23 protein-coding genes are annotated in these 20,413 nt (G+C 70.8%); 5 read left to right on the top strand and 18 right to left on the bottom strand.

What is annotated here, in order from left to right; all coding sequences use genetic code 11:
• Positions 1-201: 201 nt before the first annotated feature.
• The 9 genes from ACZ6RT_RS27025 to ACZ6RT_RS26985 form a co-directional block, all read right to left on the bottom strand.
• Positions 202-966, bottom strand: coding sequence for a TRADD-N-associated membrane domain-containing protein (locus tag ACZ6RT_RS27025; RefSeq protein ID WP_470156931.1), 765 nt, complete (start codon positions 964-966; stop codon positions 202-204).
• Positions 967-1,127: 161 nt separating this feature from the next.
• Complete coding sequence (locus ACZ6RT_RS27020) at positions 1,128-1,487, bottom strand: hypothetical protein (protein WP_470156930.1); 360 nt, start codon at positions 1,485-1,487, stop codon at positions 1,128-1,130.
• 7 nt (positions 1,488-1,494) lie between these two features.
• A complete protein-coding gene (locus tag ACZ6RT_RS27015) occupies positions 1,495-2,403 on the bottom strand; it encodes a WXG100-like domain-containing protein (RefSeq protein ID WP_470156929.1) in 909 nt (302 codons plus the stop codon).
• Complete coding sequence (locus ACZ6RT_RS27010) at positions 2,400-2,765, bottom strand: YbaB/EbfC family nucleoid-associated protein (RefSeq protein ID WP_470156928.1); 366 nt, start codon at positions 2,763-2,765, stop codon at positions 2,400-2,402. The genes ACZ6RT_RS27015 and ACZ6RT_RS27010 overlap by 4 nt, the downstream gene beginning before the upstream one ends.
• A gap of 299 nt (positions 2,766-3,064) precedes the next feature.
• Positions 3,065-4,249 (bottom strand): cytochrome P450, encoded by a 1,185-nt coding sequence (locus tag ACZ6RT_RS27005; protein ID WP_470156927.1) that lies wholly within the window; start codon positions 4,247-4,249, stop codon positions 3,065-3,067.
• Positions 4,250-4,792: 543 nt separating this feature from the next.
• Positions 4,793-5,308 carry an alpha/beta fold hydrolase gene (locus ACZ6RT_RS27000; protein ID WP_470156926.1) on the bottom strand — a complete coding sequence of 172 codons (516 nt, stop codon included), beginning with the start codon at positions 5,306-5,308 and terminating at the stop codon, positions 4,793-4,795.
• Positions 5,309-5,462: 154 nt separating this feature from the next.
• Positions 5,463-5,837, bottom strand: a complete 375-nt coding sequence (locus ACZ6RT_RS26995; RefSeq protein WP_399186750.1) for an STAS domain-containing protein — start codon at positions 5,835-5,837, stop codon at positions 5,463-5,465.
• 76 nt (positions 5,838-5,913) lie between these two features.
• Positions 5,914-6,339: an STAS domain-containing protein gene (locus ACZ6RT_RS26990; RefSeq protein ID WP_470156925.1), complete on the bottom strand. Its 426-nt coding sequence runs from the start codon at positions 6,337-6,339 to the stop codon at positions 5,914-5,916.
• A gap of 397 nt (positions 6,340-6,736) precedes the next feature.
• Positions 6,737-8,005, bottom strand: a complete 1,269-nt coding sequence (locus ACZ6RT_RS26985; protein WP_470156924.1) for a PP2C family protein-serine/threonine phosphatase — start codon at positions 8,003-8,005, stop codon at positions 6,737-6,739.
• 808 nt (positions 8,006-8,813) lie between these two features.
• Between ACZ6RT_RS26985 and ACZ6RT_RS26980 the strand changes: the two genes are divergently transcribed.
• From ACZ6RT_RS26980 to ACZ6RT_RS26970, 3 genes are all read left to right on the top strand, one after another.
• Entirely contained in the window at positions 8,814-8,984 is a 171-nt protein-coding gene (locus ACZ6RT_RS26980; RefSeq protein ID WP_470156923.1) for a hypothetical protein, read from the top strand.
• A gap of 28 nt (positions 8,985-9,012) precedes the next feature.
• Positions 9,013-9,768, top strand: a complete 756-nt coding sequence (locus tag ACZ6RT_RS26975) for a protein phosphatase 2C domain-containing protein (RefSeq protein WP_470156922.1) — start codon at positions 9,013-9,015, stop codon at positions 9,766-9,768.
• 403 nt (positions 9,769-10,171) lie between these two features.
• Complete coding sequence (locus ACZ6RT_RS26970; RefSeq protein WP_470156921.1) at positions 10,172-10,381, top strand: hypothetical protein; 210 nt, start codon at positions 10,172-10,174, stop codon at positions 10,379-10,381.
• Positions 10,382-10,519: 138 nt separating this feature from the next.
• Here the strand turns inward: ACZ6RT_RS26970 and ACZ6RT_RS26965 are convergent, their stop codons facing one another.
• The 3 genes from ACZ6RT_RS26965 to ACZ6RT_RS26955 form a co-directional block, all read right to left on the bottom strand.
• Complete coding sequence (locus ACZ6RT_RS26965; RefSeq protein ID WP_470156920.1) at positions 10,520-10,681, bottom strand: hypothetical protein; 162 nt, start codon at positions 10,679-10,681, stop codon at positions 10,520-10,522.
• A gap of 120 nt (positions 10,682-10,801) precedes the next feature.
• Positions 10,802-12,124: a class I SAM-dependent RNA methyltransferase gene (locus ACZ6RT_RS26960; RefSeq protein WP_470156919.1), complete on the bottom strand. Its 1,323-nt coding sequence runs from the start codon at positions 12,122-12,124 to the stop codon at positions 10,802-10,804.
• 65 nt (positions 12,125-12,189) lie between these two features.
• On the bottom strand, positions 12,190-14,229 hold the full coding sequence (locus ACZ6RT_RS26955; RefSeq protein ID WP_470156918.1) for an APC family permease: 2,040 nt from the start codon (positions 14,227-14,229) through the stop codon (positions 12,190-12,192).
• Positions 14,230-14,342: 113 nt separating this feature from the next.
• On the opposite strand from ACZ6RT_RS26955, the gene ACZ6RT_RS26950 reads away from it, so the two are divergent.
• Both ACZ6RT_RS26950 and ACZ6RT_RS26945 read left to right on the top strand, forming a co-directional pair.
• Positions 14,343-15,008: a potassium channel family protein gene (locus tag ACZ6RT_RS26950; protein WP_386248228.1), complete on the top strand. Its 666-nt coding sequence runs from the start codon at positions 14,343-14,345 to the stop codon at positions 15,006-15,008.
• The gene (locus ACZ6RT_RS26945; RefSeq protein ID WP_399186760.1) at positions 15,008-15,685 is read left to right on the top strand and encodes a potassium channel family protein; all 678 of its coding nucleotides are present in this window, start codon (positions 15,008-15,010) and stop codon (positions 15,683-15,685) included. Before ACZ6RT_RS26950 ends, ACZ6RT_RS26945 begins: the two co-directional genes overlap by 1 nt.
• Before the next feature lie 192 nt (positions 15,686-15,877).
• On the opposite strand, the gene ACZ6RT_RS26940 is transcribed toward ACZ6RT_RS26945, so the two are convergent.
• The 6 genes from ACZ6RT_RS26940 to ACZ6RT_RS26915 all read right to left on the bottom strand — a co-directional run bounded on the left by ACZ6RT_RS26940 (position 15,878) and on the right by ACZ6RT_RS26915 (position 20,095).
• Entirely contained in the window at positions 15,878-16,552 is a 675-nt protein-coding gene (locus tag ACZ6RT_RS26940) for a DUF3159 domain-containing protein (protein WP_470156917.1), read from the bottom strand.
• Between the two features lie 18 nt (positions 16,553-16,570).
• Entirely contained in the window at positions 16,571-16,963 is a 393-nt protein-coding gene (locus ACZ6RT_RS26935; protein WP_344901310.1) for an OB-fold nucleic acid binding domain-containing protein, read from the bottom strand.
• Between the two features lie 50 nt (positions 16,964-17,013).
• Complete coding sequence (locus tag ACZ6RT_RS26930) at positions 17,014-17,691, bottom strand: DUF3710 domain-containing protein (RefSeq protein WP_470156916.1); 678 nt, start codon at positions 17,689-17,691, stop codon at positions 17,014-17,016.
• A gap of 189 nt (positions 17,692-17,880) precedes the next feature.
• Positions 17,881-18,324 (bottom strand): dUTP diphosphatase, encoded by a 444-nt coding sequence (dut, locus tag ACZ6RT_RS26925; RefSeq protein WP_399186764.1) that lies wholly within the window; start codon positions 18,322-18,324, stop codon positions 17,881-17,883.
• Positions 18,321-18,872, bottom strand: a complete 552-nt coding sequence (locus ACZ6RT_RS26920) for a PaaI family thioesterase (RefSeq protein WP_399186765.1) — start codon at positions 18,870-18,872, stop codon at positions 18,321-18,323. The genes dut and ACZ6RT_RS26920 overlap by 4 nt, the downstream gene beginning before the upstream one ends.
• 11 nt (positions 18,873-18,883) lie before the next feature.
• Positions 18,884-20,095 (bottom strand): AI-2E family transporter, encoded by a 1,212-nt coding sequence (locus tag ACZ6RT_RS26915; RefSeq protein ID WP_470156915.1) that lies wholly within the window; start codon positions 20,093-20,095, stop codon positions 18,884-18,886.
• Positions 20,096-20,413: the final 318 nt, after the last annotated feature.

The following is a 20,413-nucleotide window of genomic DNA, read 5'->3' as shown; positions in this document are numbered from 1 at the left end:
CGGTGAGTTCTCCACGCGCCATGGCGATGGCCTACCAGGACGGCAAGCCACCGCGCAGGCGAATCCCCCTGATCTCAACTCCGTACAGGCCCTAGACGCCTTCCGCGGGCGGAGGGGACCCCGCGGAGACGACGCGTCGAGCCTCGGAGCGGCGCGTACCCCCGGTGCCGAGCCGCGCGCCTCCGGCGGGCCGGTCCATGCTCACGCGGGGTCCTTGGCGCCGTCGGTGCCGGAGGGGCCGACGGCGGGCTGGCCGGGGGTGACGATGGCGCGCAGCAGGTCGCCGGCGATGGCGGTGCGCTGCTCGGGCTCGAGGGTGTCCATCGCCTCCAGGAGGCGCTCGGCGGCCAGATAGCGGGAGAACTCCAGCGGCTGGTCGAAGTAGGCGCGCAGGTGGCCGGCCGCGCTTTCCTGGGAGCGCACGAACGTACGGCCGATGTAGGCGGCGAACGCGGCCGCGGCCGCGCCCAGGGCGCCGGTGACGACACTGGCCGTGGGGGTGGCGGCCCTGAGGGCCAGCACGGCGAAGACGACCAGCAGCACGAAGCCCACGGTCATGGCGATCTGGGCGTTGCGGAAGCTCTGGCGGGCCTGGCTGGTCGCGATCTGGTGGTAGTAGTCCAGCCGCTTGTGGGTCACGTCCCACAGCGCCGGCAGGGCCAGCCGGTCGCCTTCGCCCAGGGTGTTCTCCGCCTGCCGCAGGGCTTGCCGGGCGCGTTCGGCGCGAAGGAGCTCCTGTCTCTGCAGAATGCTGCTACGGGCAAGGTAGTAAAGGGCGACGGCGAGCGCGACCAGGGCGATGAAGAACGATATGACAGAGGAGATCTGGTCGGCTTTCTCCAGACCGCCCCGGGAGGTGAGAAACGCGACGGCCGTGGTTCCCACCGCGGTGACGATGGTGAAGAGCGCGGTGAAAAGAAGGGATCGGCGGCGGGGGGAGTTCGCCTCGCCCGGCGGGTCGACCATCGGGCGATCATACATGTCGAGGAACATTGACTTCGGAGATCGTTTATGTGGAGAGCGTACTTCCGGAAACCTTTCGCCCTTCTCATTCGGGAACGCGGTGTTTCCGATCTGGTATCACCGATCCCGTCACCCCGATCGGCTCAGCCGCCCCGGCCGCGCGGTCAGTCCGCACCCCAGATCGGCCGGCCGGGATCGGCGGCAGGCAGCGTCGACAGGACGGCGGCCACGGTGTTCCAGTCGGTCACCTCGACGTTGTCGGTCATGAGGCGCAGTCGTCCGGCGATCTCGTGGTGCGCGTCGAGGAACACCTTGATGCCCGCGATGATCTGGCCGGTGACCGCCTCGTAGCCGCCGGCGCCGCCCTGGCCCTTGAAGAACGTCACGCCCTCCGCGGTGTCGCCCCAGAAGTCGCCGATGGCGTTCAGGTCCTCGGTGGCCCGGGCGGCGAACGCGGCCAGGTCCTCCCTTTCGACGTCGAACGCGGCCGCCGCCGAGCGGATCTGTGGTTTGTCGAACTCCATGTCGTTCTCAGCCTCCCGCCGGCTTGTGGGCCATGGTGAAGTACAGGAGCGCCCGGCCCAGGGTCTCCTTCCAGGTGGGGACGAGCTCCTCCCCCGACTGCCCGTTCATGACGTCGTACGAGGGGCCGTATCCGATCGACCCGCCGGCCATGCGGTTGAGGAAGTTCTGGACGTCCGCGTTCGCGGTCGCCTTCCGGGCCAGGGGCGCGGCCGCGTCGAAGACCCCGTAGAAGGCGACCGAGGCGGTGAACTCCTTCAGCGCCTGCGTGGCGTTCTCCTCCAGCGAACCGGGTGACTCACCGCGCGCCGCCTTGACGCCCGCCACGACCGCCACGTCGCCCACCGCGAAGAAGGTACTGCCGATCGTGTACTCCGTCAGCTTGCTCAGCACGATCCTGGCGATGCTGTGTTCCAGCAGCTTCGCCAGCAGCCGGGCCTGCGCCCGCCGGATGAGGATCTGCGTGATCTGGTACGCCGCCCCGGCCTGCCAGGGGAAGGTGGTGATGAAGACGAAGCTGGCGAGGTTCGCCAGGGCCAGCGTCCAGTACGCGTCCCGGGCCGACTCGATCGTCGTGGCGAACTCCGTGCAGGCCGCGCTGTTGTCGCGGCACCGTCGTGCGAGCCTGGTGGCGTACCCGTTCTCCTCGGCCTGCGGGTACAGCTCGGCGGTGACCGCCGACTTGAACTCCTCCACCCCGCCCCCGCTGTTCCTGCGCCACACCGACTCCGCGGCCGGGTAGGTGCGGTCGGGGCTCTTCTCGATGCGGTCGGCCAGGCGGGCCCAGACGGCGGCGGCCCGGCGCGCCTTGTCCGGATCACCCGCGGGGTAGTCGACGGCCAGCATCTCGAACACGAAGGCGGCGATGCCGAGGGTGCCGAACCCGTAGATGCTCGCGCGGCCGGGACTGATCCTCAACGCCGCCGGGCCTCATCGGTACGGTCGCCGTCCAGCAGCGTGCCGGCGACGAACGGTGCCACCAGGTCGCTCGCCTCCTGCTCGGCGTCGCGCGCCGCCCGTGCGGCGGCCTCGATGATCGCCGCCGCGAGCCGGTCGGAGCCGAGCCGCATGGCGCGCGGATCGATCGTGAGCCCGACGAGCGTCCCGGCCTGCGTCACGTCCACCACGACCCGCCCGTCGGCCGCCTCGCCCCGGCCCCTGACGGAGTCGATCCGATCGCGCAGTCCTTCCAGCGCCTCCAGATCCTGCTGAAACCCTTGGAAAAGCCTGCCCAGTTCCTGGTCGCCGGTGGTGGTGAACGGATCTGCCGGTGATGTCATCCTGTCTCCTGGGTCACTCGCGATCTCCGTAATATACATAAGAAGTAGGAAATAAAGGTTTTTACTCACCGGTAAGCAGGGTCACGACCCGGAGCTCGGGCCGGCGGAGGTCCGGCTGCGTCCTGCTCCCTGCCCCCGGTCCGGCGGTGACCTCGGCCCCGATCCCGGACGACGGCCGTCGAGGAGCCGTCACCCGCCGCCGACGTCCCCGGCCAAGGGCATCCGGCGTCCGGCCGCCTCTTCGTCCTCCGTCGGTCCCTGCGCCGCGTTGTTTCCAGGCGTAGGTTCGTCGCGGGCGTTCACCAGGTGACGCGGAGCGCTACGGGCCCGACGTCGACCGCGTTACGGGTCCATTCGATGTGGTCGACCGGATCCTGAAGCCGAAGGCCGGGCAGCCGACGGGCGAGCGCGCCGAGGGCGGCGCCTACCTCCAGGCGGGCCAACGGTGCGCCCAGGCAGTAGTGCAGCCCGTGACCGAACACCAAGGGCGGGCTGGACTTTCGTCCGGGGAGGAACCGGTCGGGTTCGGGGAAGTGCCCGGGGTCCCGGTGGGCGGCTTCGAGCCGGACGAGGACCAGGTCGCCGGCGCTGATCGGGACACCGGCCAGCTCGAGATCTTCGTGGGCATGGCGGGGAAACGGTTCGCCGGTCAGTCCGGCCTGCATGCGCAGGACCTCCGCCACGGTCGCGTCGGCCTGGTCGGAGCCGGCGGTGGCCAGCGTGGCGAGTCGCCCCTCGGTAAGGAGCCGGATCGTGCCGACGGAGATGGCGTTCGTGGCCGAGAGGTAGCCTGCGGAGACGATCGTGGTGGTCATGGCGATGAGCTCGGGGTCGCTGAGCCGCCCGTCGTCGGTGTCGCGTACCGCGATCAGACCGCTGAGCAGGTCGTCACCGGGTTCCTTGCGTTTGGCCGCGACCAGTCCGGCGGCGTAATCGCCGAGCGCCTCCCACGCCCGTGCGGCCGCGGCCATGTCCTCTTCCGCGCCGAAGAGGAAATCCACGGCGCTCGCGGCGTCGGCCAGGGCTCGGAATCGCTCGCGCTCGTCGATCCCCACGCCGAGCAGCTCGCTGATCACCGTGATCGACAGTGGGGTGGCGACGTCCGCGACAAGATCGGCGGGCGGGCCGCCATCGGCGATCGCCGACACATGGTCGGCGGCCAGCCGCTCGATGCGCGGGCGCAGTACGGCGAGACCGCGGGAGCCGAAGGCCTTCGACACCAGGCGACGGAGCCTGGCGTGGGCCTCGCCGTCCTGGAACAACGTGTCGTTGCCGGGGAGATCGGCGCCGGGTGGCGCCAGCCCGAACCGGCGGTCGGACAGGACCGCTGCGACGGCGTCGTAGGAGGTGACCAGCCAGGCAGGTTGCCCGGCCGGGGTGAGGACCCGCGCGACGGGCGTCATGGCGCGCAGCCGCGCATAGGCCGGTGGCGGCTCCATGGGGTCGGGCCGGTCGAACGGCAGGGTCGGCGTCGTGGTCGTCATGCGGGCACCTTTCCACCGGCGATGAGCAGGGTCATCTGTCCTCCCGCATGATCTCGGGCACATCCTGGCCCGGTCGTCCCTGGTGATGTCGTGCCTCCGGACTCAGCCCGAGATCGACGAGTTCTCCGATTCGCATGCCCACAGTCAAGACCTTGACGTCGCGTCAAGGTCAAACCCGGTCTCACGGTTCACAGGAGCCGGACATCAGGACATGCCGCCCCGGCCGGCGAACGGACGGTCCGCAAGTGAGCGGGATGCCGTTCTGGACGGGATCGGGAACGGCGGGCGGCTGGGGCACGGTGAGGTCGATGAACATGGTCGGCAACCGCTCCGACAGCGGCGCCGCGCTCGCGGTGTTCGTCACGGCCGGTGGCACAGGACTTCGGGCACGCTCCATGTCGGCGCAGTTCTCGCGGCACTCGACGAGGCAGACGTGTCGCCGGCCGCAGGTGCGCTCGCCCCCCTCGGAAGCCCGGCAGGGATGCCGCTCGTGTTCCACAACGCGGCCGTCCTGAACTCGCAGGAGGCCGTTGCCGGTGAAGCTCAACGCGTCACCGGCCCATCGGGCGGGTGCTCAGTGACCTGCTCCGGGCTCTGCCGGTGGGTGTGGCGGCCCCGGCATGGGTCCGGTGGCGGTAAGCCATTCGGCGAGGGCGTCGACGATCTCGCCGGGGCGATCCTCCGGCAGGAAGTGTGTTCCGTCCCCGATCGGCGCGAGGGACATCGCTCGCTCCCCGGCCCGCCGGCTCGCAACCGCGAGAACATCTCGCGGTCGGCGTCGCTCCTATCGGACCAGCTCTCGATCGGATGGAGGTGTGCCTCGAGGACTACCACGCCCTTCACGCGATCCGGGTACCGGCGTGCCAGGGCGAGCGCCGTCACGCCGCCCCAGTCGTGGCCGACCAGAGTGAGTTCGCGTACGTCGGGAGCATCCAGGAACGCGGCGAGGTAGGCGAGGTGGTCCGCCAGCCGATACCCGCGTCCGGACGGACCTGACCGGCCCATGCCGATGAGGTCGACCGCGATCACCCGATACCCGCGTCGAGCGAGTGGTGGCACGACGTTGGACGGCGAGCGGACGAGCTGCCCGATCCGGCGATCGTCCGCCGAACCGTTCCTGCAACGGTGTGATCATTCTGATCGGTGGGAGCGCTGCAGGTGGACGGCCGAAGGTGGGGCGCGGCTTCGACCACCGCACCGGGATGAGGCACCTTCACGGGGAGGAAGACGAGGTGCGCAGCAGGGCCAGGGCGTCGCTGCGGGTGGGCTTGAAGGTGAAGTACGAGTCCAGCCCCGTCATCGCGAACGTCCGCTCGAGCCCAGGGGGCAGGTCGCTCAGGACGATGATGCCGCCGCGGTCGGTGATCAGGGTACGCAGCATCAGGAAGATCCTGATGCCCGTGGAGTCGCAGAAGCTCAAAGCGCCCACGTCCAGCACCAGATGACGATGGCCGCCCTTCAGCAGGTCCAGGACCTGCTGGCGAAGATGCTCGGTGTTGGTGTAGTCCAGCTCACCGCCCAGCTCCATGATCAGGGTGTCGGGCACGGTGGGATCGAGGTGGGAGGCGAGCCGAACGGCAGAGGGCATCAGGAGGGGCCTTCGGTGAAGAGGCGGAAAACGGGCAGGGCGCTTACCGGAACGGCGGTTCGTCGATCAGGCACCCTCAGGGCCTCGGGGGGGTCGGCGTAGGAGTAGGAGATGGTGTCGGCTCCGGCTTCTCAGAGAGAAGGCGGTGGGCCTCATGCGGTCGCAGGGCGCTCATCGCCCCGGGCAGCGTCAGGTGAACCTCGAAGTGATCGATCATGCGGGTCAGCTCGAACAGGCGGCGCGCGCGTCCCTGCAGAGGGAGGACCATGATCAAGCGTCCTTGGCGCTGCTGGACCTTCTGGCGGATCCGCACCAGGGCGCCCACTCCGGCCGAGGCGATGAAGGTCACCTGGGTGAGGTCGACGACCAGTAACACCTCCTCGAAGGTGAGCAGCGCCTCATCGAGCTTTTCCGCCACGTCCGGGACCGTCACGGCGTCCAGCTCACCGATGACGCGCAGCACCCGCACCGGCCCCGCACGCAGGCTTTGCACCTGTGCCATGCTCCGATCACCTGGCACGACGCCAGCTCCTTGAGGTCGCGCACTGCTCTGCCGGGACCATTGTTCCGGTTATTGCATGCCGCGTCCATTTCGCGAGTCTCATGCAGGACCGATGAGAGCCCAGGTCTGCAGGTCGGGGTGAGCGGTCAGAACCCGGGCGCGGCGCAGAGTCACTCCGGGGCGGCCGGTGCAGATCCTTGAGTGCGATCTCAGACGACTCCCGGTGTTCCGGTCCGCTCCCCGGTGCCGTCCGCCGTATCCGCTTCGCCATCGCCCCAGGGGCGTCCGGATCACCTGCGAAGCATCCGGCGAGACCCTCTTGGCCGTCGGCGTGATTCCACCGGGCGCTGCGGACGGCCGTCAACCGCCCCGATGCCCCCGGCGGCCCGGCGATCTGTCAGCGAAGAACCGGCGTCACCGGCTCGGGGGCCGCCTGTGCCGGATGCGGCCGCTCGTGGGGGTTGCCGTGCCATTGCACCAGCACCACCGCGCCGTCGTCCTGGAGATGATCGTCGTGGTGGTTCAGCAGGCTGCGCACCAGGCGGCGCAGGGTCTCGGGCGCCGGCAGGCCGTCTGCGGTGTGGCGGATGATGAAGTCGACGAAACGGCTCAGGCCGAACTCCTGGCTGGCGGCGTTGCGGGCCTCGGTGATGCCGTCGCTGTAGAACACCACCCGATCCCCGGGTTCCAGCTGCGTGTGGCACGTCGTGACCGCCAGGTCCAGATCCAGGCCCATCGGATGAGCGGGCCGGCACTCCAGCGTGCTGACCCAGCGGCCGCCGCGGATCACCACCGGCGGGTGGTGGCCGCGGTTGACCCAGGAGATCACCCCGGTGCGGGTGTCGAGATCGGCCAGGATCGCGGTGACGAAACGGGTGGCCCGGCCGAACTCGGTGATCAAAAGCTGCTCGGCGGCCTCGCTGGCCGCTGCCAGGTCGGCGCCCTGGCGGCGGTTGTTGCGGCAGGCGGCCACCGCGAGGCCGGCGGTCAGCCCGGCCGAGACGTCGTGGCCCATCGCGTCGAAGATCCCCAGATGGACGACGTCGCCGGCCAGGGCGTAGTCGAAGGCGTCCCCGCCGACCTGGTAGGCCGGCTCCAGCGCCGCGGCGATGCTCACCCGGTGGTCGGCGAAGGTCAGCGGCGGCATCAGCGTCCACTGCATCTCCGCGGCCACGTGCATCGGCCGGGTGCGCACCAGACGGGCGTAGGAATCGCTGTAGGGGCGCTTGTCGATCACCAGCAGCGCCACCAGCGAGGCCAGGTCGCGCATGTTGTCCTGGACCTGCGCCTCAGCGCCGGCCTTGGTGCTGACCCGCAGCACTCCCAGGCGTTCGATGCCGTCCAGCAACGGCACCCACCACCGCCGCGCGCTCTCCCCGGTCTCGGCCTCGGTCTCGGCATCGCCGCCGTGGGCGGCCAGGACCCGGATCTCCTGAAAGGCCCGCCCGGCCAAGGTGGCATCGACGCTCAACTCGGCGGCCTCCCTGCCCGCGCCCTCCCCGCCGCTCAGCCCCTCGCCGGTCAGCAGGCGCAGCACGTTGTGCTGCAGATCCACCAGGTAGATCAGCACCTCGTCCAGGCCCGCGGACGTGGCGTGCTCGGCGACCAGATCCGGCAACCGCTCCAAAGCCGCCAGGTGACCGGCCTGCAACAGCCCCACCAGCATCCGCTCAGGGCCGGGGCAGGCGGTCACGGCTGCGCTACCGCCGACATGCGCTCACTCATCTTCCCCGACCCTTCATTTTCCTCATGCCCTCTGAGGAAATTATCCGCTTTGCCGCACGATCACCTTGACCGGCCCCACCTACCGCCCGCCGTCTTCCCGCATTCCCCGACCACCCTGCGCCTGGACCCAGCCCCTGACCGGGCGTCGATCACCTCCCAGAAGGTGACTTCTCACAGGTAGATCGAGCCATGCGAGGAATACCGGGACATCCGCCTTGGGTGGTCAATGCTTCACGAAGGGTGGTCGGATCATCGATCATCTCCCTCATACGGGGCATCACCGCACCCGCCGAGCGCCGGCTCTGAGCACCGCCGTCATCGGCGCCCCGCTCGTCCTCACCCCCCGGTCCCCGCATCTCCGGACGGCTCCTGCCGCACCCCTTCTCGAGGCAATCGAAGATCTGTCCTCGATGAAAGGTCGGTTCAAGTGGGAAAAAGACGCTATCGATACGACCATCACGGTGTTCAAGCTCCGCGAAGGGCTCCGCGTGTTGGTTCGATTGTGGACTGACGATCCGCCCAGCAATCATGATCAATACGATGTTGTCGCGATCTCGCATGCCGAGGATTGAGTAGGCCCCCGCCGACCTTGGCGTCACCTACCGCCTGCTGGACGTCGTACCCGACCTGGAAGCGCCCTCCGAGGTCGCCCAGGCGCTCGGCGGGGAAGATCCGGGGCGGCGCGCCGGCGGTGTCGACTGAAGCGGGGATACCCGGAGCGGGAGTTCGTGGACCAGGTGTCGTCGTGGGTGCCGACGACGGAGGAGGCGGAGCTGCTGGAGCTGCCGCTGGATGTGACCGTGTTGCGACGGTTCCGGGTGGTGCACTCCGACGGCGAACGGCCGGTGGAGGTGTCGGTGCTGGTCAAGGGGGCACATGCGTATGAGCTGCGGTACCGGCCGACAATCTCGATGGACTGACGTGAAGCATGACCGACCAGGACGTTCAGTGCGCATCAGCTACGAGACGGTGGCGGCACCCGGTCGACCGCACAACGAGGATCACGTCATCGCAGGGCCGACCTGGGTGGCCGTGCTCGATGGGGCGACCGCCCCGGCCGGGGTGGACTCGGGATGCGAGCACGACGTGCCCTGGCTGGTCGCACAGCTCGGCAGCGCGCTGGCCCACCGGCTCGCCACCCGGCCGGGCGAGAGCCTGCCCGATCTCGCCGCCGCCGCCATCCGGGCCACGATGACGGCCCACGCCGACACCTGCGACCTGACCGACCCTGACAGCCCGTCGTCCACGATGGCCGTCCTGCGCCGGCGTGACGACCTGGTGGACTACCTGGTGCTGTGCGACTCCCCCATCGCGCTCCGGCGTGCGGACGGCACGCTCACCGTGGTCGACGACGACCGGACCGACCACCTGCCCGGCGGCCGGCCGTACAGCCTCGACCTGGTCCGAAGGTGCCGGAACCGGCCGGGCGGGTTCTGGGTGGCCTCCACCGAGCCGGAGGCCGCGTACGAGGCGCTGTCGGGCTCGGTGGAGGCGTCCAGCGTGAGCGGCGCTCTGCTCCTCACGGACGGCGTCACGCGACTGATGGAGTGGTACGGCCACTCCTGGGAGCAGCTGGTGGACACGGCCGCCACGGACGGCCCTGGGGAGCTGATTCGCTGGGTGCGACGGGAGGAGCAGGGCCGGGGCGCACCGTCCTTCGCGAAGCGGCATGACGACGCGACGGCGGCGTGGATCTCCTGGTGAACGGTTCATTCGGTTGAGGTGGCCGGCGGGGGCGGGGCGGGCTCCGGAGGGGGACTCTCGGAGCGCGCGGCGAGCACCGCTCCTACCGCCGCTGCGATGGCGATGGCGGCGATCATGATTTTGCCGCCCCGCTTGTGAGCACGGACCCTGATGACCCTCCCGCTGGGAAGCCTCCGCGGGTGTTCGCTTACGCGGTGTCTCTTCCTCGCCATCACCTGACGGTAGATGTCACTCCCGGCGGCTTCCTGTGGCGCAGGAGTGCTGATCGGGTCGCATCCGGGGGGCGGATCCCGCCCGCCCTGGCGACTGGTCGAAGTGTCCGGCCCGTGTTAGCCCGGCCCACCGGCAGGCGATCGGCAGCAAGCCTGCCCGCGAACGCGGGGGATCGTCCTATCCTGGCCTCATGCCGTACATCGAGGAGCGCATCGACGCCGTCGAGACCGGCATCGCCGAGATCAAGGACCGGCTCGGCGTGATCGAGCGGACCCTCGGCACCATGGAGCCCAAGCTCAACCGGGTCACCGAGGACGTCGCCGACCTGAAGGCCGGCCAGATCGAGATCCGTGACCTGCTCGCCCGCGTCGTAGCCCGCCTCGAGGGCATCGACTCGTAGGCCCTCCACGCTCATACGGGAGGGCCCCGCCCACAGGACGGGGCCCTTCGTGTTCTGCGCCCCCACTCCCCTCCGAGGGGCGAGGCCACCGCTCCACCGGACCTCAGGTGACGCCGGGCGCGCATGTCCGGCGGAAGCTCACCGCCTGCGGATCAGCTCCCTGTAGAGCGTGAGCAGGATGTGCGTGCGGATCGCCGCCGGGTCGATGTCCGTCTCGGCCGCGGGTTCCAGCGCGGCCGGCGACAGCTCGAGGTCCTGCGCGCGACCCCGGCGCAGCGCCTGGCGGGCGGCCGCCATCATGCGGTCGTACGATGCCCCGTAGGGCGCAGGGCCGGCCGGATCGAAGCGCACCCCGGACCTCTTTCGGGAACCATCCCCGCGGGCGCCGGATCGGCGGCAGGGCGTTTCCATGATCATGTGTCATGATCTTGGTTCGACGGGGTGCGTCCCGGGGTTTGACGAAACACCATCCACAGCATCCCCGCTGGCCGGACCCTGGACCGGCTCCTTGACCAGGTGCGCCACGCACTCCACGTGGTGGGTCATCGGGAAGGCGTCGAAGGCGCGCAGGCCGGCGAGGGAGTAGCCGCGCTCGGCGAACCAGGCCAGGTCCCGGGCGAGGGTGGCCGGGTCGCAGGAGACGTACACGATCCGGGTGGCCTGCAGGCCGGTCAGGCCGGCGATGACGTCGCGGCCGAGCCCCGCCCGGGGCGGGTCGACCACGACCAGGTCGGCGCGCTCGATCCCGAAGCGCTCCAGGGCGTTCTCCACCCGGCCCCTGGCGAAGCGGACCTGGGGCAGGTCGCGCAGGTTGCGCTCGGCGTCGCGGACGGCGACGGACTCGGACTCGACGCCGAAGACCGCCCCCTCGGGGCCGACCGCCTCGGCCAGCCCGGCGGCGAACAGGCCGACGCCGCAGTAGAGGTCGAGCGCCCACTCCCCCGGCTGCGGGGCGGCGAACTCCAGGACGGCGTCCAGCAGGGTGGCCGCCGTCCCGGGATGCACCTGCCAGAAACCGCTGCCGGTCACCTGGAAGTCCCGCTCGCCGACGCGTTCCACCAGGTGGTTGCGGCCGTGGACGACGCGGCTGCGGCCCTTGCCCTCGTCGACGAAGACCGCCACGCTCGTGTCGAGGTCGGGTACGGCCACCGTGCGCCGGGGCTTGGGGGCGATCACGACGGCCTGGTCGCCGGTGGAGGAGGCGATGACCTCGACCGAGGAGGCGTTGCGCCAGTTCATGACCTCGGCGCCGACGTTCTCCACCTCGGGGTGGGCGATCAGGCACAGGTCCACCGGCTGGATGTCGTGGGAGCGGTGGCGGCGCAGGCCCAGGCCGCCCTCGCGGTCGACGGCGAACTGGACCCGGGTACGCCAGCCGAGCCCGTCGGGGGCCCCGGGGACCTCCTCTACGGTCCCCTTCCAGTCGATCCCGGCCAGGCGCGAGAGCTGCTCGGCCACCACGTCGGTCTTGAGGCGGCGCTGGGCGTCCAGGGAGGCGTGCTGCCAGTCGCAGCCGCCGCACAGGCCCGGGCCGGCGAACGGGCACGGCGGGGTCACCCGGTCCGCGGAGGGCTCCAGGATCTCCACCGCGTCGGCCCGCAGGAACCGGGAGGTCTCCTCGGTGATCTCGGCCATGACGCGCTCGCCGGGCAGGGCGTGCCGTACGAAGACGACCCGGCCGTCGTGACGGGCGACGCACCAGCCACCGTGCGCAACCGGTCCCACCGTCAGTTCGATCGCCATTGGCCGCTGCCCCCAGAATTCGTCGTCGGTCGGTCCTCCTCGCGCCCGAGAGCGCATACGAAAGGTTATGCCTTGACGTCCTCGTCCTGAGCCCCTCGCGCCGGTCGGCGGGCCGCACCGGGCGCGAAGGGCTCGGGACGGCCCTTGAGCCGGTCGGAGGAGTGCAGCTGCCAGGGCACGCTGATGACCATGACGCCGGGCTGGAAGAGCAGGCGGCCCTTCAGCCGGAGCGCGCTCTGGTTGTGCAGCAGGTGCTCCCACCAGTGGCCCACGACGTACTCGGGGATGTAGACGCTCACCACGTCGCGCGGGGAGCGGCGGCGCAGCGACTTGACGTACTCCAGGATCGGCCGGGTGATCTCGCGGTAGGGCGAGTCGAGCATCTTCAGCGGGACCTGGATGCCGCGGCGCTCCCACTCCTCCTGCAGCGCCCTGGCCTCGGGCCCCTCCACCCCCACGGTGATCGCCTCCAGCTTGGAGGGGCGGGTGGCGCGGGCGTAGGCGAGGGCGCGCAGGGTCGGCTTGTGGATCTTGGAGACGAGCACGATCGCGTGGTTGCGGGCGGGCAGCATCGACTCGCTCAGCTCGGCGTCCTCGTCGACGGAGAGCTCCTCGGCGACGTTCTCGTAGTGCCGGTGGATGCCCTTCATCATCAGGAACAGCACCGGCATGGCCACGCAGACGATCCAGGCCCCGTGGGTGAACTTGGTGACCAGCACCACCACCAGCACCACGCCGGTCATCACGCCGCCGAAGAAGTTGATGGTCCGCGAGCGGTGCATCCGGTGCCGGACCCTGGGGTCCTCCTCGGTCGCCAGGTGCCGGGTCCAGTGCCGGACCATGCCGATCTGGCTCAGCGTGAACGACACGAAGACGCCCACGATGTAGAGGTTGAGCAGGCGGCTGACGTCCGCGTCGAACCCCCACAGAAGCAGGCAGGCCGTGGCGGCGAGGATCACGATGCCGTTGGAGAAGGCGAGCCGGTCGCCCCGGGTGTGCAGCTGGCGGGGCAGGTAGCGGTCCTGGGCCAGGATCGAGCCGAGCACCGGGAAGCCGTTGAAGGCGGTGTTGGCCGCCAGGAACAGGATCAGCGCGGTGACGGCGGAGATGGCGAAGAAGGGGAGCGAGCCGCCGCCGAAGACCGCGTCGGCCACCTGGGCGATGATCGGCTGCTGGTAGTAGTCGGGCCCGGCCGGCCGCCCCTCGATGAGCACGTCCCGGAAGGCCACCGAGGGTTCGGCGACCTTCACCCCCGAGGCCAGCCCGAGGGTGATGATGCCGATGAACATCGTCACCGACACCAGGCCCATCATCAGCAGCGTGCTCGCGGCGTTCTTGCTCTTCGGCTTGCGGAAGGCGGGCACGCCGTTGCTGATCGCCTCGACGCCGGTGAGCGCGGCACAGCCCGAGGAGAACGCGCGCAGGATCAGGAAGGCCGCGGCGAAGGCGGTGAGGTCGGACTGCTCGGCGATGATCTCGTAGTCGGCGGTGGGGGCGTGCAGCTCGTCGCCCAGGACGAGCACCCGGAAGCCGCCCCAGAGGACCAGGCCGAGGACGGAGAACATGAAGGCGTAGGTGGGGATGGCGAAGGCCGCCCCCGACTCCCGGATGCCGCGCAGGTTCACCAGCGTCAGCAGCACCACGATCACGATCGCGACCAGCGGCTTGTGCTCGGCGACGTAGGGGATGGTGGCGCCCACGTAGTCGACGCCGTTGGCGACCGACACCGCGACGGTCAGCACGTAGTCGACCATCAGGGCGCTGGCGACGGTCAGGCCGGCGTTGGGGCCGAGGTTGACGGTGGCGACCTCGTAGTCGCCGCCCCCGCTGGGGTAGGCGTGCACGTTCTGCCGGTACGACGCCACCACGGTGAGCATGACCACCACGACGGCCAGGGCGACCCAGGGGCTGAAGTGGTAGAAGGAGACCCCCGCGAGCGAGAGGATGACGAGGATCTCCTGGGGGGCGTAGGCCACCGAGGAGAGCGCGTCGCTCGCGAAGACCGGCAGCGCGATGCGCTTGGGCAGCAGTTGCTCGTGCAGCTGCGTGCTGCGCAGCGCTCGCCCGATGAAAAGGCGTTTGACAAGGTCCGTCACCTTCGACACGTCTGCCGATGCTAGCCCCTAATCTCGGGGCGGCTGACGCGGCACTCCCGGAGCGGGCCATACTGGCTGAATACATCGGAGCAAGATCCGCCTACGGCGACCGGCGGGGGAGCATGCATATCGTGATCATGGGGTGTGGCCGGGTGGGTTCGACTCTGGCGCACATCCTGGAGGACAGTGGCCACTCGGTCGCGATCATCGACCGTGACCCGCAGGCGTTCCGTCGGCTGCGGGCGGGGTTCCGCGGGCGCAGGGTGACCGGGATCGGTTTCGACCGGGACGTCCTGGAGGAGGCCGGCATCGAGGCCGCCGGCGCCTACGTGGCGGTCAGCAGCGGCGACAACTCCAACATCATCTCCGCCCGGGTGGCCCGCGAGACGTTCGGCGTGGACAACGTGGTGGCCAGGATCTACGACTCCCGGCGCGCCGAGGTCTACCAGCGGCTGGGCATCCCCACCGTGGCCACGGTCCGCTGGACCGCCGACCAGATCCTGCGCCGCGTCCTGCCGGAGGGCGCCGAGCCGCTCTGGCGCGACCCCAGCGGGCGCGTGGTGCTGGCCGAGGTGGCCTACCACCCGGGCTGGGTCGGTACGCCCGCACGGGCCCTGGAGGCGGCCGCGGGAACCCGCCTGGCGTTCGTCAACCGGATGGGCGAGACCCTGCTGCCCCGGACCGACTCGGTGGTGCAGGAGGGTGACGTGCTGCACGTCCTGGCGGTCGAGACCGACATGGACCGCATCAACAAGGTGCTGTCCTCGGGCCCCGAAGAGGAGCACTGATGCGCGTCACCATCGCCGGTGCGGGAGCGGTCGGCCGCTCGATCGCCGCCGAGCTCCTGGAGAACGGCCACCAGGTCCTGCTGGTCGACATCGACCCCAAGGCCATCAAGATCGACACCGTGCCGAGGGCGGAGTGGCTGCTCGCGGACGCCTGCGAGATCTCCTCGCTGGACGAGGCGGGCCTGGCCGACTGCCACGTGGTCGTCGCCGCCAGCGGTGACGACAAGGTCAACCTCGTGGTCTCGCTGCTGGCCAAGACCGAGTACGGGGTGCCCCGGGTGGTGGCCAGGATCAACCACCCCAAGAACGAGTGGCTGTTCAACGAGTCGTGGGGGGTGGACGTGGCCGTCTCGACCCCGCGCCTGCTCAGCGCCCTGGTCGAGGAGGCGGTCAGCGTCGGCGACCTGGTGCGCCTGATGACCTTCCGCCAGGGCCAGGCCAACCTGGTCGAGCTCACCCTGCCCGAGGACGCGCCGGTCGTCGGCCAGCGCGCCGGTTCGGTGCCCTGGCCCAACGACACCGCCCTGGTGGCGATCCTGCGCGAGGGACGGGTGCTGGTGCCCACCGCCGACGACCCCCTGGAGGCCGGGGACGAGCTGATGTTCGTCGCCAGCCAGGAGGTCGAGGAGGAGCTGGCGGAGCTGCTGTCCCCGCACCCGCACCGCACGCCGCGCTGAGCCCCGGGCCGTCCCCGGCCCCGTGCCGGGGAAGGGCCGCTCCGGGCGGTGCCGGACCCCGGCCCGGGCCCTCGCGCGGGAGAACCGGGGACCGGAAGAGCCGCGAGGGACCCCGCGGAGAACCGTGCGGGGAAGAGTGCCCGGGACGGTGCTCTCGGGACGGTGCTCTCGGGACGGTGCCGGAAGGCCCGGTCAGGGGGTGGTGGGCTGCACCGGGGTCCGGCCGCGGGCCAGCAGCCACACCATGGCGGCCAGTGCCGCGATCTGGAGCGGCCAGCCCATCACGATCTTGAGGATGCCCAGCTCGGCGACGGCCTGGTCCCGGCCGATCAGGTAGACGGGCAGCTGCACCGCCACCCGGACCACGCACGGGATCATCAGCAGCCAGGTCAGCTTGGTGCAGAGCTTCACCACGGCCGGGTCGGAGCGCCAGGCGGTCGGGTCACCGGTGACGGACCCGATCATGAAGCCCACCACCGGCCAGCGGGTGACGATCGACAGCAGCATGGCCACCGAGTAGCCCGCGTTGTAGAGGATGCCGGGCAGGAAGACGTCCTCGGCCTGGCCGGTCCTCGAGGCGAAGAACGCGCCGATGCCGATACCGATCAGGCTGTTGATCACGAACTGGGGCGTCGAGCGCTGCACCAGCCGCACGACGAGCAGCAGCACCGCCGTCCCGATGCTGACCATGAGGGAGCTTCTCAGGTCCGAGGTGGTGATCCACATGCCGGTGAAGGCGATGGTCGGGACGGCGGCCTCCACGACACCGCGTATCCCGCCGAACGCCTTGGCGAGCTGGCTGCGGAGCACGGCTTCCACCGTGTCGTGCGCGGCGGTCTCCTCGCTGGTGGTCATCTCTTCGTTCACCGTCTCGTGGTCGATCGCTCACGCACCGGCGGCCGGGCGCAGCTCGTATCTGGGGTTGAACATGACCTTGCGTCCATCCTGCATGCTGACGAGTCCCTCTGCCAGCACCAGGCGGCCGGGTTCGATGCCCGCGATCCTCCTGCGGCCCAGCCAGATCAGGTCGATCACGTCGGAGCCGTCGTAGAGCTCGGCCTCCAGCGCCGGGGCGCCCCCGCGGGGGCGCAGCGTCACCGTCCGCAGGGTGCCGGTGACGCAGAACCGGCGGCGCCCGCCGCACGAGACGATGGCGGTGGCGCCGTGACGGTCGAGGTCCTGCTGAAGCTCGTCGGCCTCCAGCTCCGCCTGACCGGCGGTCAGGCGGCGGAGGAAGCCCCGCAGGCCGCCCTGTTTATGCGGTTCCTGAGAACCCACGGACCCTCTCCTTCACATACGAGTCGCATCAGCGTACGCGATCCGGCCCGTCAGCGAATCTCGGCGATCTCCGGCCCCCGGCCGAAGGGGTTCAGGTCGGGCTTGTCCCTGCCGCCGCCCTGCTGCTCCGTGCCCTGCCTGGCCTCGGGCGGCAGCCGGAGCTCGATCGCCTCCTTGGGCGCCATCGGCTCGTCCCCGCGTACCACGACTATGTCCCGGACGACACCTTCCAGCGTCGCGGCGGAGTCGGCGCCCTGGGCGGCGCGACCGCTGATCACCGCGCGCAGGAACCAGCGCGGCCCGTCCACGCCGATGTAGCGGACCGGCTGGTCGCCGCCGCTCTCGGCCGGGATCCTGGCGGCCAGCTCGACGCCGAAGGGCCCCTCCCGCTCCTCGGCGGTGCCACCGGCGCTCTTGACGCCCTCGGCCAGCTCGGACCTGACCTCGTCCCAGATGCCGCTGCGCTTGGGCGCCGCGAACGCGTGCACCTGCAGGGCGCTCTCGTCGTACAGCACCACCGCGCCGACGATCTGGTCCCCGGCCAGGTTGAGCTGGATCTCGAAACCGGCGTCGACCGGCAGGCGCATCCCGCCGAGATCGACCCTCTCCCGCTCCGGGTACGGCTCCTCGGAGTCCCACGGGCCGGACTCCCGGGTCGGGACCTGCTCGGCCTCCTCCACCGCGGCCTTGACGGCCGGGGACTCCTCACGACGGCGACGTCGGAACACTTTCCTCACGCTCCTTGAAGATTCACTGGTCACTCATCCCGCCGGGTGGCGGGCGGTCACGGGCCGGGGCCCGCGCGGGTCCGGATCACCGGATCCGCCGCACCCACCGCACCGGCCTCGCTCCCCGGGGGACCGCGGACGCCCCGGGCACCTCCGGCGTCCCCGGCGCCGACGGCACCGTCGGCGCCCTCATCGGCCGGTGGACCCGAACCCGCCGGCGCCTCGCGCCGAACCGGGAAGCCGGTCCACCTCGTGGAACACCGCCCTCTCCACCTTCTGGATCACCAGCTGCGCGATGCGGTCCCCCCGGCGCAGCCGTACGGCGTCCTTGGTGTCGGTGTTGAGCAGCGTCACCCTGATCTCGCCCCGGTATCCCGCGTCCACGGTGCCGGGCGCGTTGACGAGCGTCACCCCGTGCCGGGCGGCCAGGCCGGAGCGCGGGTGGACGAACGCGGCGTACCCGTCCGGCAGCGCGATGGCCACCCCGGTGCCGACCACGACCCGCTCGCCGGGCAGGAGCTCGACGTCCTCGGCCGCGTGAAGATCCGCGCCCGCGTCGCCCGGGTGGGCGTACGACGGCGGCGGCAGGTCCGCGTCGAGCCGGTGGATCAACACCTCGACGGTGTGGGTCACGGGTTCACCTCGTACTCGTGGTGCTCGTCGATGATCGCCTGGCCGCCGTGCTCCACGAAGTGCTCCATGCCCACTTCGATGAAGAGCGCCGCGGCCCGCACGGCGACCGGGCCGTCCGCGGAACCGATCCGGCCCTCAGCTTCAAGGTACGCCTTCCGGCCGGACATGCCGTTGCACCAGGCGCGCAGATACAGCTCGGTGCCGACCGGGACCGGCGTGAGGTAGTCGGTCTCCAGCCGCCCGGTGACGTAGGGCTTCCGGAAGAGCCAGACGGACATGCCGATGACCTCGTCCATCGCGGCGGCGAGCACGCCGCCGTGGGCCAGGCCCGGCGCGCCCTGGTGGCTCTCCCCCACGACGAACCTGGCCTGGACGGTGATCCCGTCAGGGGTGGTGGCGGTCAGGTGCAGGCCGGTGGGGTGGTCGTCCCCGCAGCCGAAACAACGGCTGTAGTGGGGACCGAGCGGGGAACCGGGGGCGGGCCCGCCGGGAAGCGGCCCCGGACGGACGGCGTCCGGCGGGGGGGTGGTCACGGTGGAACGGGTCACGGGGCAGAACGTTACCCCTTGGACTGCGGTGATTCCTCATTCACCGGCTTTCCCGCCCCGGCGGGCGGCTCCGCCGGGCCCGGGACGGGCTCCGCGGGACCGCCGGGGCCTTCGGGGCCGCCGGGGCCCGGGTCGGGGTGGGGCGAGGCCGGTGGCAGGGCGCGCGGCGGGGAGGCGCTGAGCTCGGGCAGTGCCCGGTAGATCACGGCGGCGACCGGCACCGCCACGGCCGCGCCGGCGATGCCCGCCAGGATGCCGCCCACGGCCAGGGCCAGGATGATCGCCAGCGGGTGGAAGTGCAGCACCCGGCCCACGATCAGGGGTTGCAGCACGTGGTTCTCCAGCTGCTGCTCCACCACCAGGATGCCGAGGAAGATCAGGGCGTAGATCGGTCCCTTGGCGCCCAGGGTGACCAGCGTCGCCACCGCCCCGGCGAAGAAGATGCCGACGATCGGGATGAAGCTGGCCAGGAAGATCAGCACCGCCAGCGGCGCCCAGAGCGGCACCCCCATGCCCGCGAGCACGATGCCCATGATCACGCCGTGCACGGCGGCCACCGCGACCGTGCCCTGCACGTACTGCGAGAGCGTCACCCAGGCCGTCCGGCCCGCCCGGTCGACGCGCGGTGCCATGCTCCCGAACCCCCTGAGGAACCACGACCAGATCCGGTCGCCGTCCTTGAGCAGGAAGAACGTCACGAACAGCAGCAGCACGATGGAGGCCAGCACCTCCACCGCCACCGTGGCGCCGGTCAGGACCGTCTGGGTGATCTGGTTGCGCTGGGCGGTGACCTGCTTGCTGACCTCGTCGACCATGCTGGTCAGCTGGTTCGGCTGCAGGTGCAGGGGGCCGGTGTAGAGCCAGTTCTCGACGGATTTGGCCGTCTGGCGCACCTGGTCGACGAGGCCGGGGAACTCGTCGTTCGCGCGGACCCCGATGATCCAGCCGGTGCCGCCGAGCACGGTGAGCGCGATGAGCATGGTGATCCAGGTGGCGTAGATGGGCCGCAGGCCCATCGCGCCCAGCCGCCGGGTGATCGGGAACAGCAACGCGGTCAGCAGCAGCGCCACGGCGACCGGCAGCACCACGATGCGCAGCGTCGCGATGAACTGCGCGAAGTAGAAGACGGCCCAGCCGATGATGATCAGGCACAGGCTCCACAGGGCGAGGCGGAGCAGCGTGCGGGGTACCAGGCCGGTCAGGCGTTCCCTGTCGGAGATCACGAATCCAAGCCTGTCACGCCGGTACGGAAAATGCGCGCGGGTTACCGGGCGGACACGGCGGCGACCCGGACACGGCCGGGTTCGGTCCGGGACGCGCCCGGGTTCGGTCCGGGACGCGCCCGGGTTCGGTCCGGGACGCGCCGGGGCCGGGGCCTGACCGGGAGCCACCGGGGCTTGGCCGGGAGACGACCGGGGCCGGGCCGGGACGTGGGGGGCGGGCGGGGCGTGGCCTGGGCCCCTGCCCAAGACTGAGCCCCCCCCGTGGTGGCGGGGGTGTTTGTCGTCTTTGTCGTCTCCCCCCCCCCCTCCGGTCCGCGC

This window comes from Streptosporangium sp. NPDC050148 (assembly GCF_055586505.1).
This window is presented reverse-complemented; position numbering and strand designations above follow the sequence as displayed.

Coding starts and splice junctions, on each gene's coding strand:
- ACZ6RT_RS26990 (WP_470156925.1), bottom strand. CDS start 6,339: ATGGCACAGGTGCAAAGCCTGCGTGCGGGGCCGGTGCGGGTGCTGCGC.
- ACZ6RT_RS26985 (WP_470156924.1), bottom strand. CDS start 8,005: ATGCTGGTGGGGCTGTTGCAGGCCGGTCACCTGGCGGCTTTGGAGCGG.
- ACZ6RT_RS26970 (WP_470156921.1), top strand. CDS start 10,172: ATGCCGTACATCGAGGAGCGCATCGACGCCGTCGAGACCGGCATCGCC.
- ACZ6RT_RS27005 (WP_470156927.1), bottom strand. CDS start 4,249: ATGACGACCACGACGCCGACCCTGCCGTTCGACCGGCCCGACCCCATG.
- ACZ6RT_RS26950 (WP_386248228.1), top strand. CDS start 14,343: ATGCATATCGTGATCATGGGGTGTGGCCGGGTGGGTTCGACTCTGGCG.
- ACZ6RT_RS26945 (WP_399186760.1), top strand. CDS start 15,008: ATGCGCGTCACCATCGCCGGTGCGGGAGCGGTCGGCCGCTCGATCGCC.
- ACZ6RT_RS26960 (WP_470156919.1), bottom strand. CDS start 12,124: ATGGCGATCGAACTGACGGTGGGACCGGTTGCGCACGGTGGCTGGTGC.
- ACZ6RT_RS27025 (WP_470156931.1), bottom strand. CDS start 966: ATGGTCGACCCGCCGGGCGAGGCGAACTCCCCCCGCCGCCGATCCCTT.
- ACZ6RT_RS26965 (WP_470156920.1), bottom strand. CDS start 10,681: ATGATGGCGGCCGCCCGCCAGGCGCTGCGCCGGGGTCGCGCGCAGGAC.
- ACZ6RT_RS27010 (WP_470156928.1), bottom strand. CDS start 2,765: ATGACATCACCGGCAGATCCGTTCACCACCACCGGCGACCAGGAACTG.
- ACZ6RT_RS26995 (WP_399186750.1), bottom strand. CDS start 5,837: ATGCCCTCTGCCGTTCGGCTCGCCTCCCACCTCGATCCCACCGTGCCC.
- ACZ6RT_RS27020 (WP_470156930.1), bottom strand. CDS start 1,487: ATGGAGTTCGACAAACCACAGATCCGCTCGGCGGCGGCCGCGTTCGAC.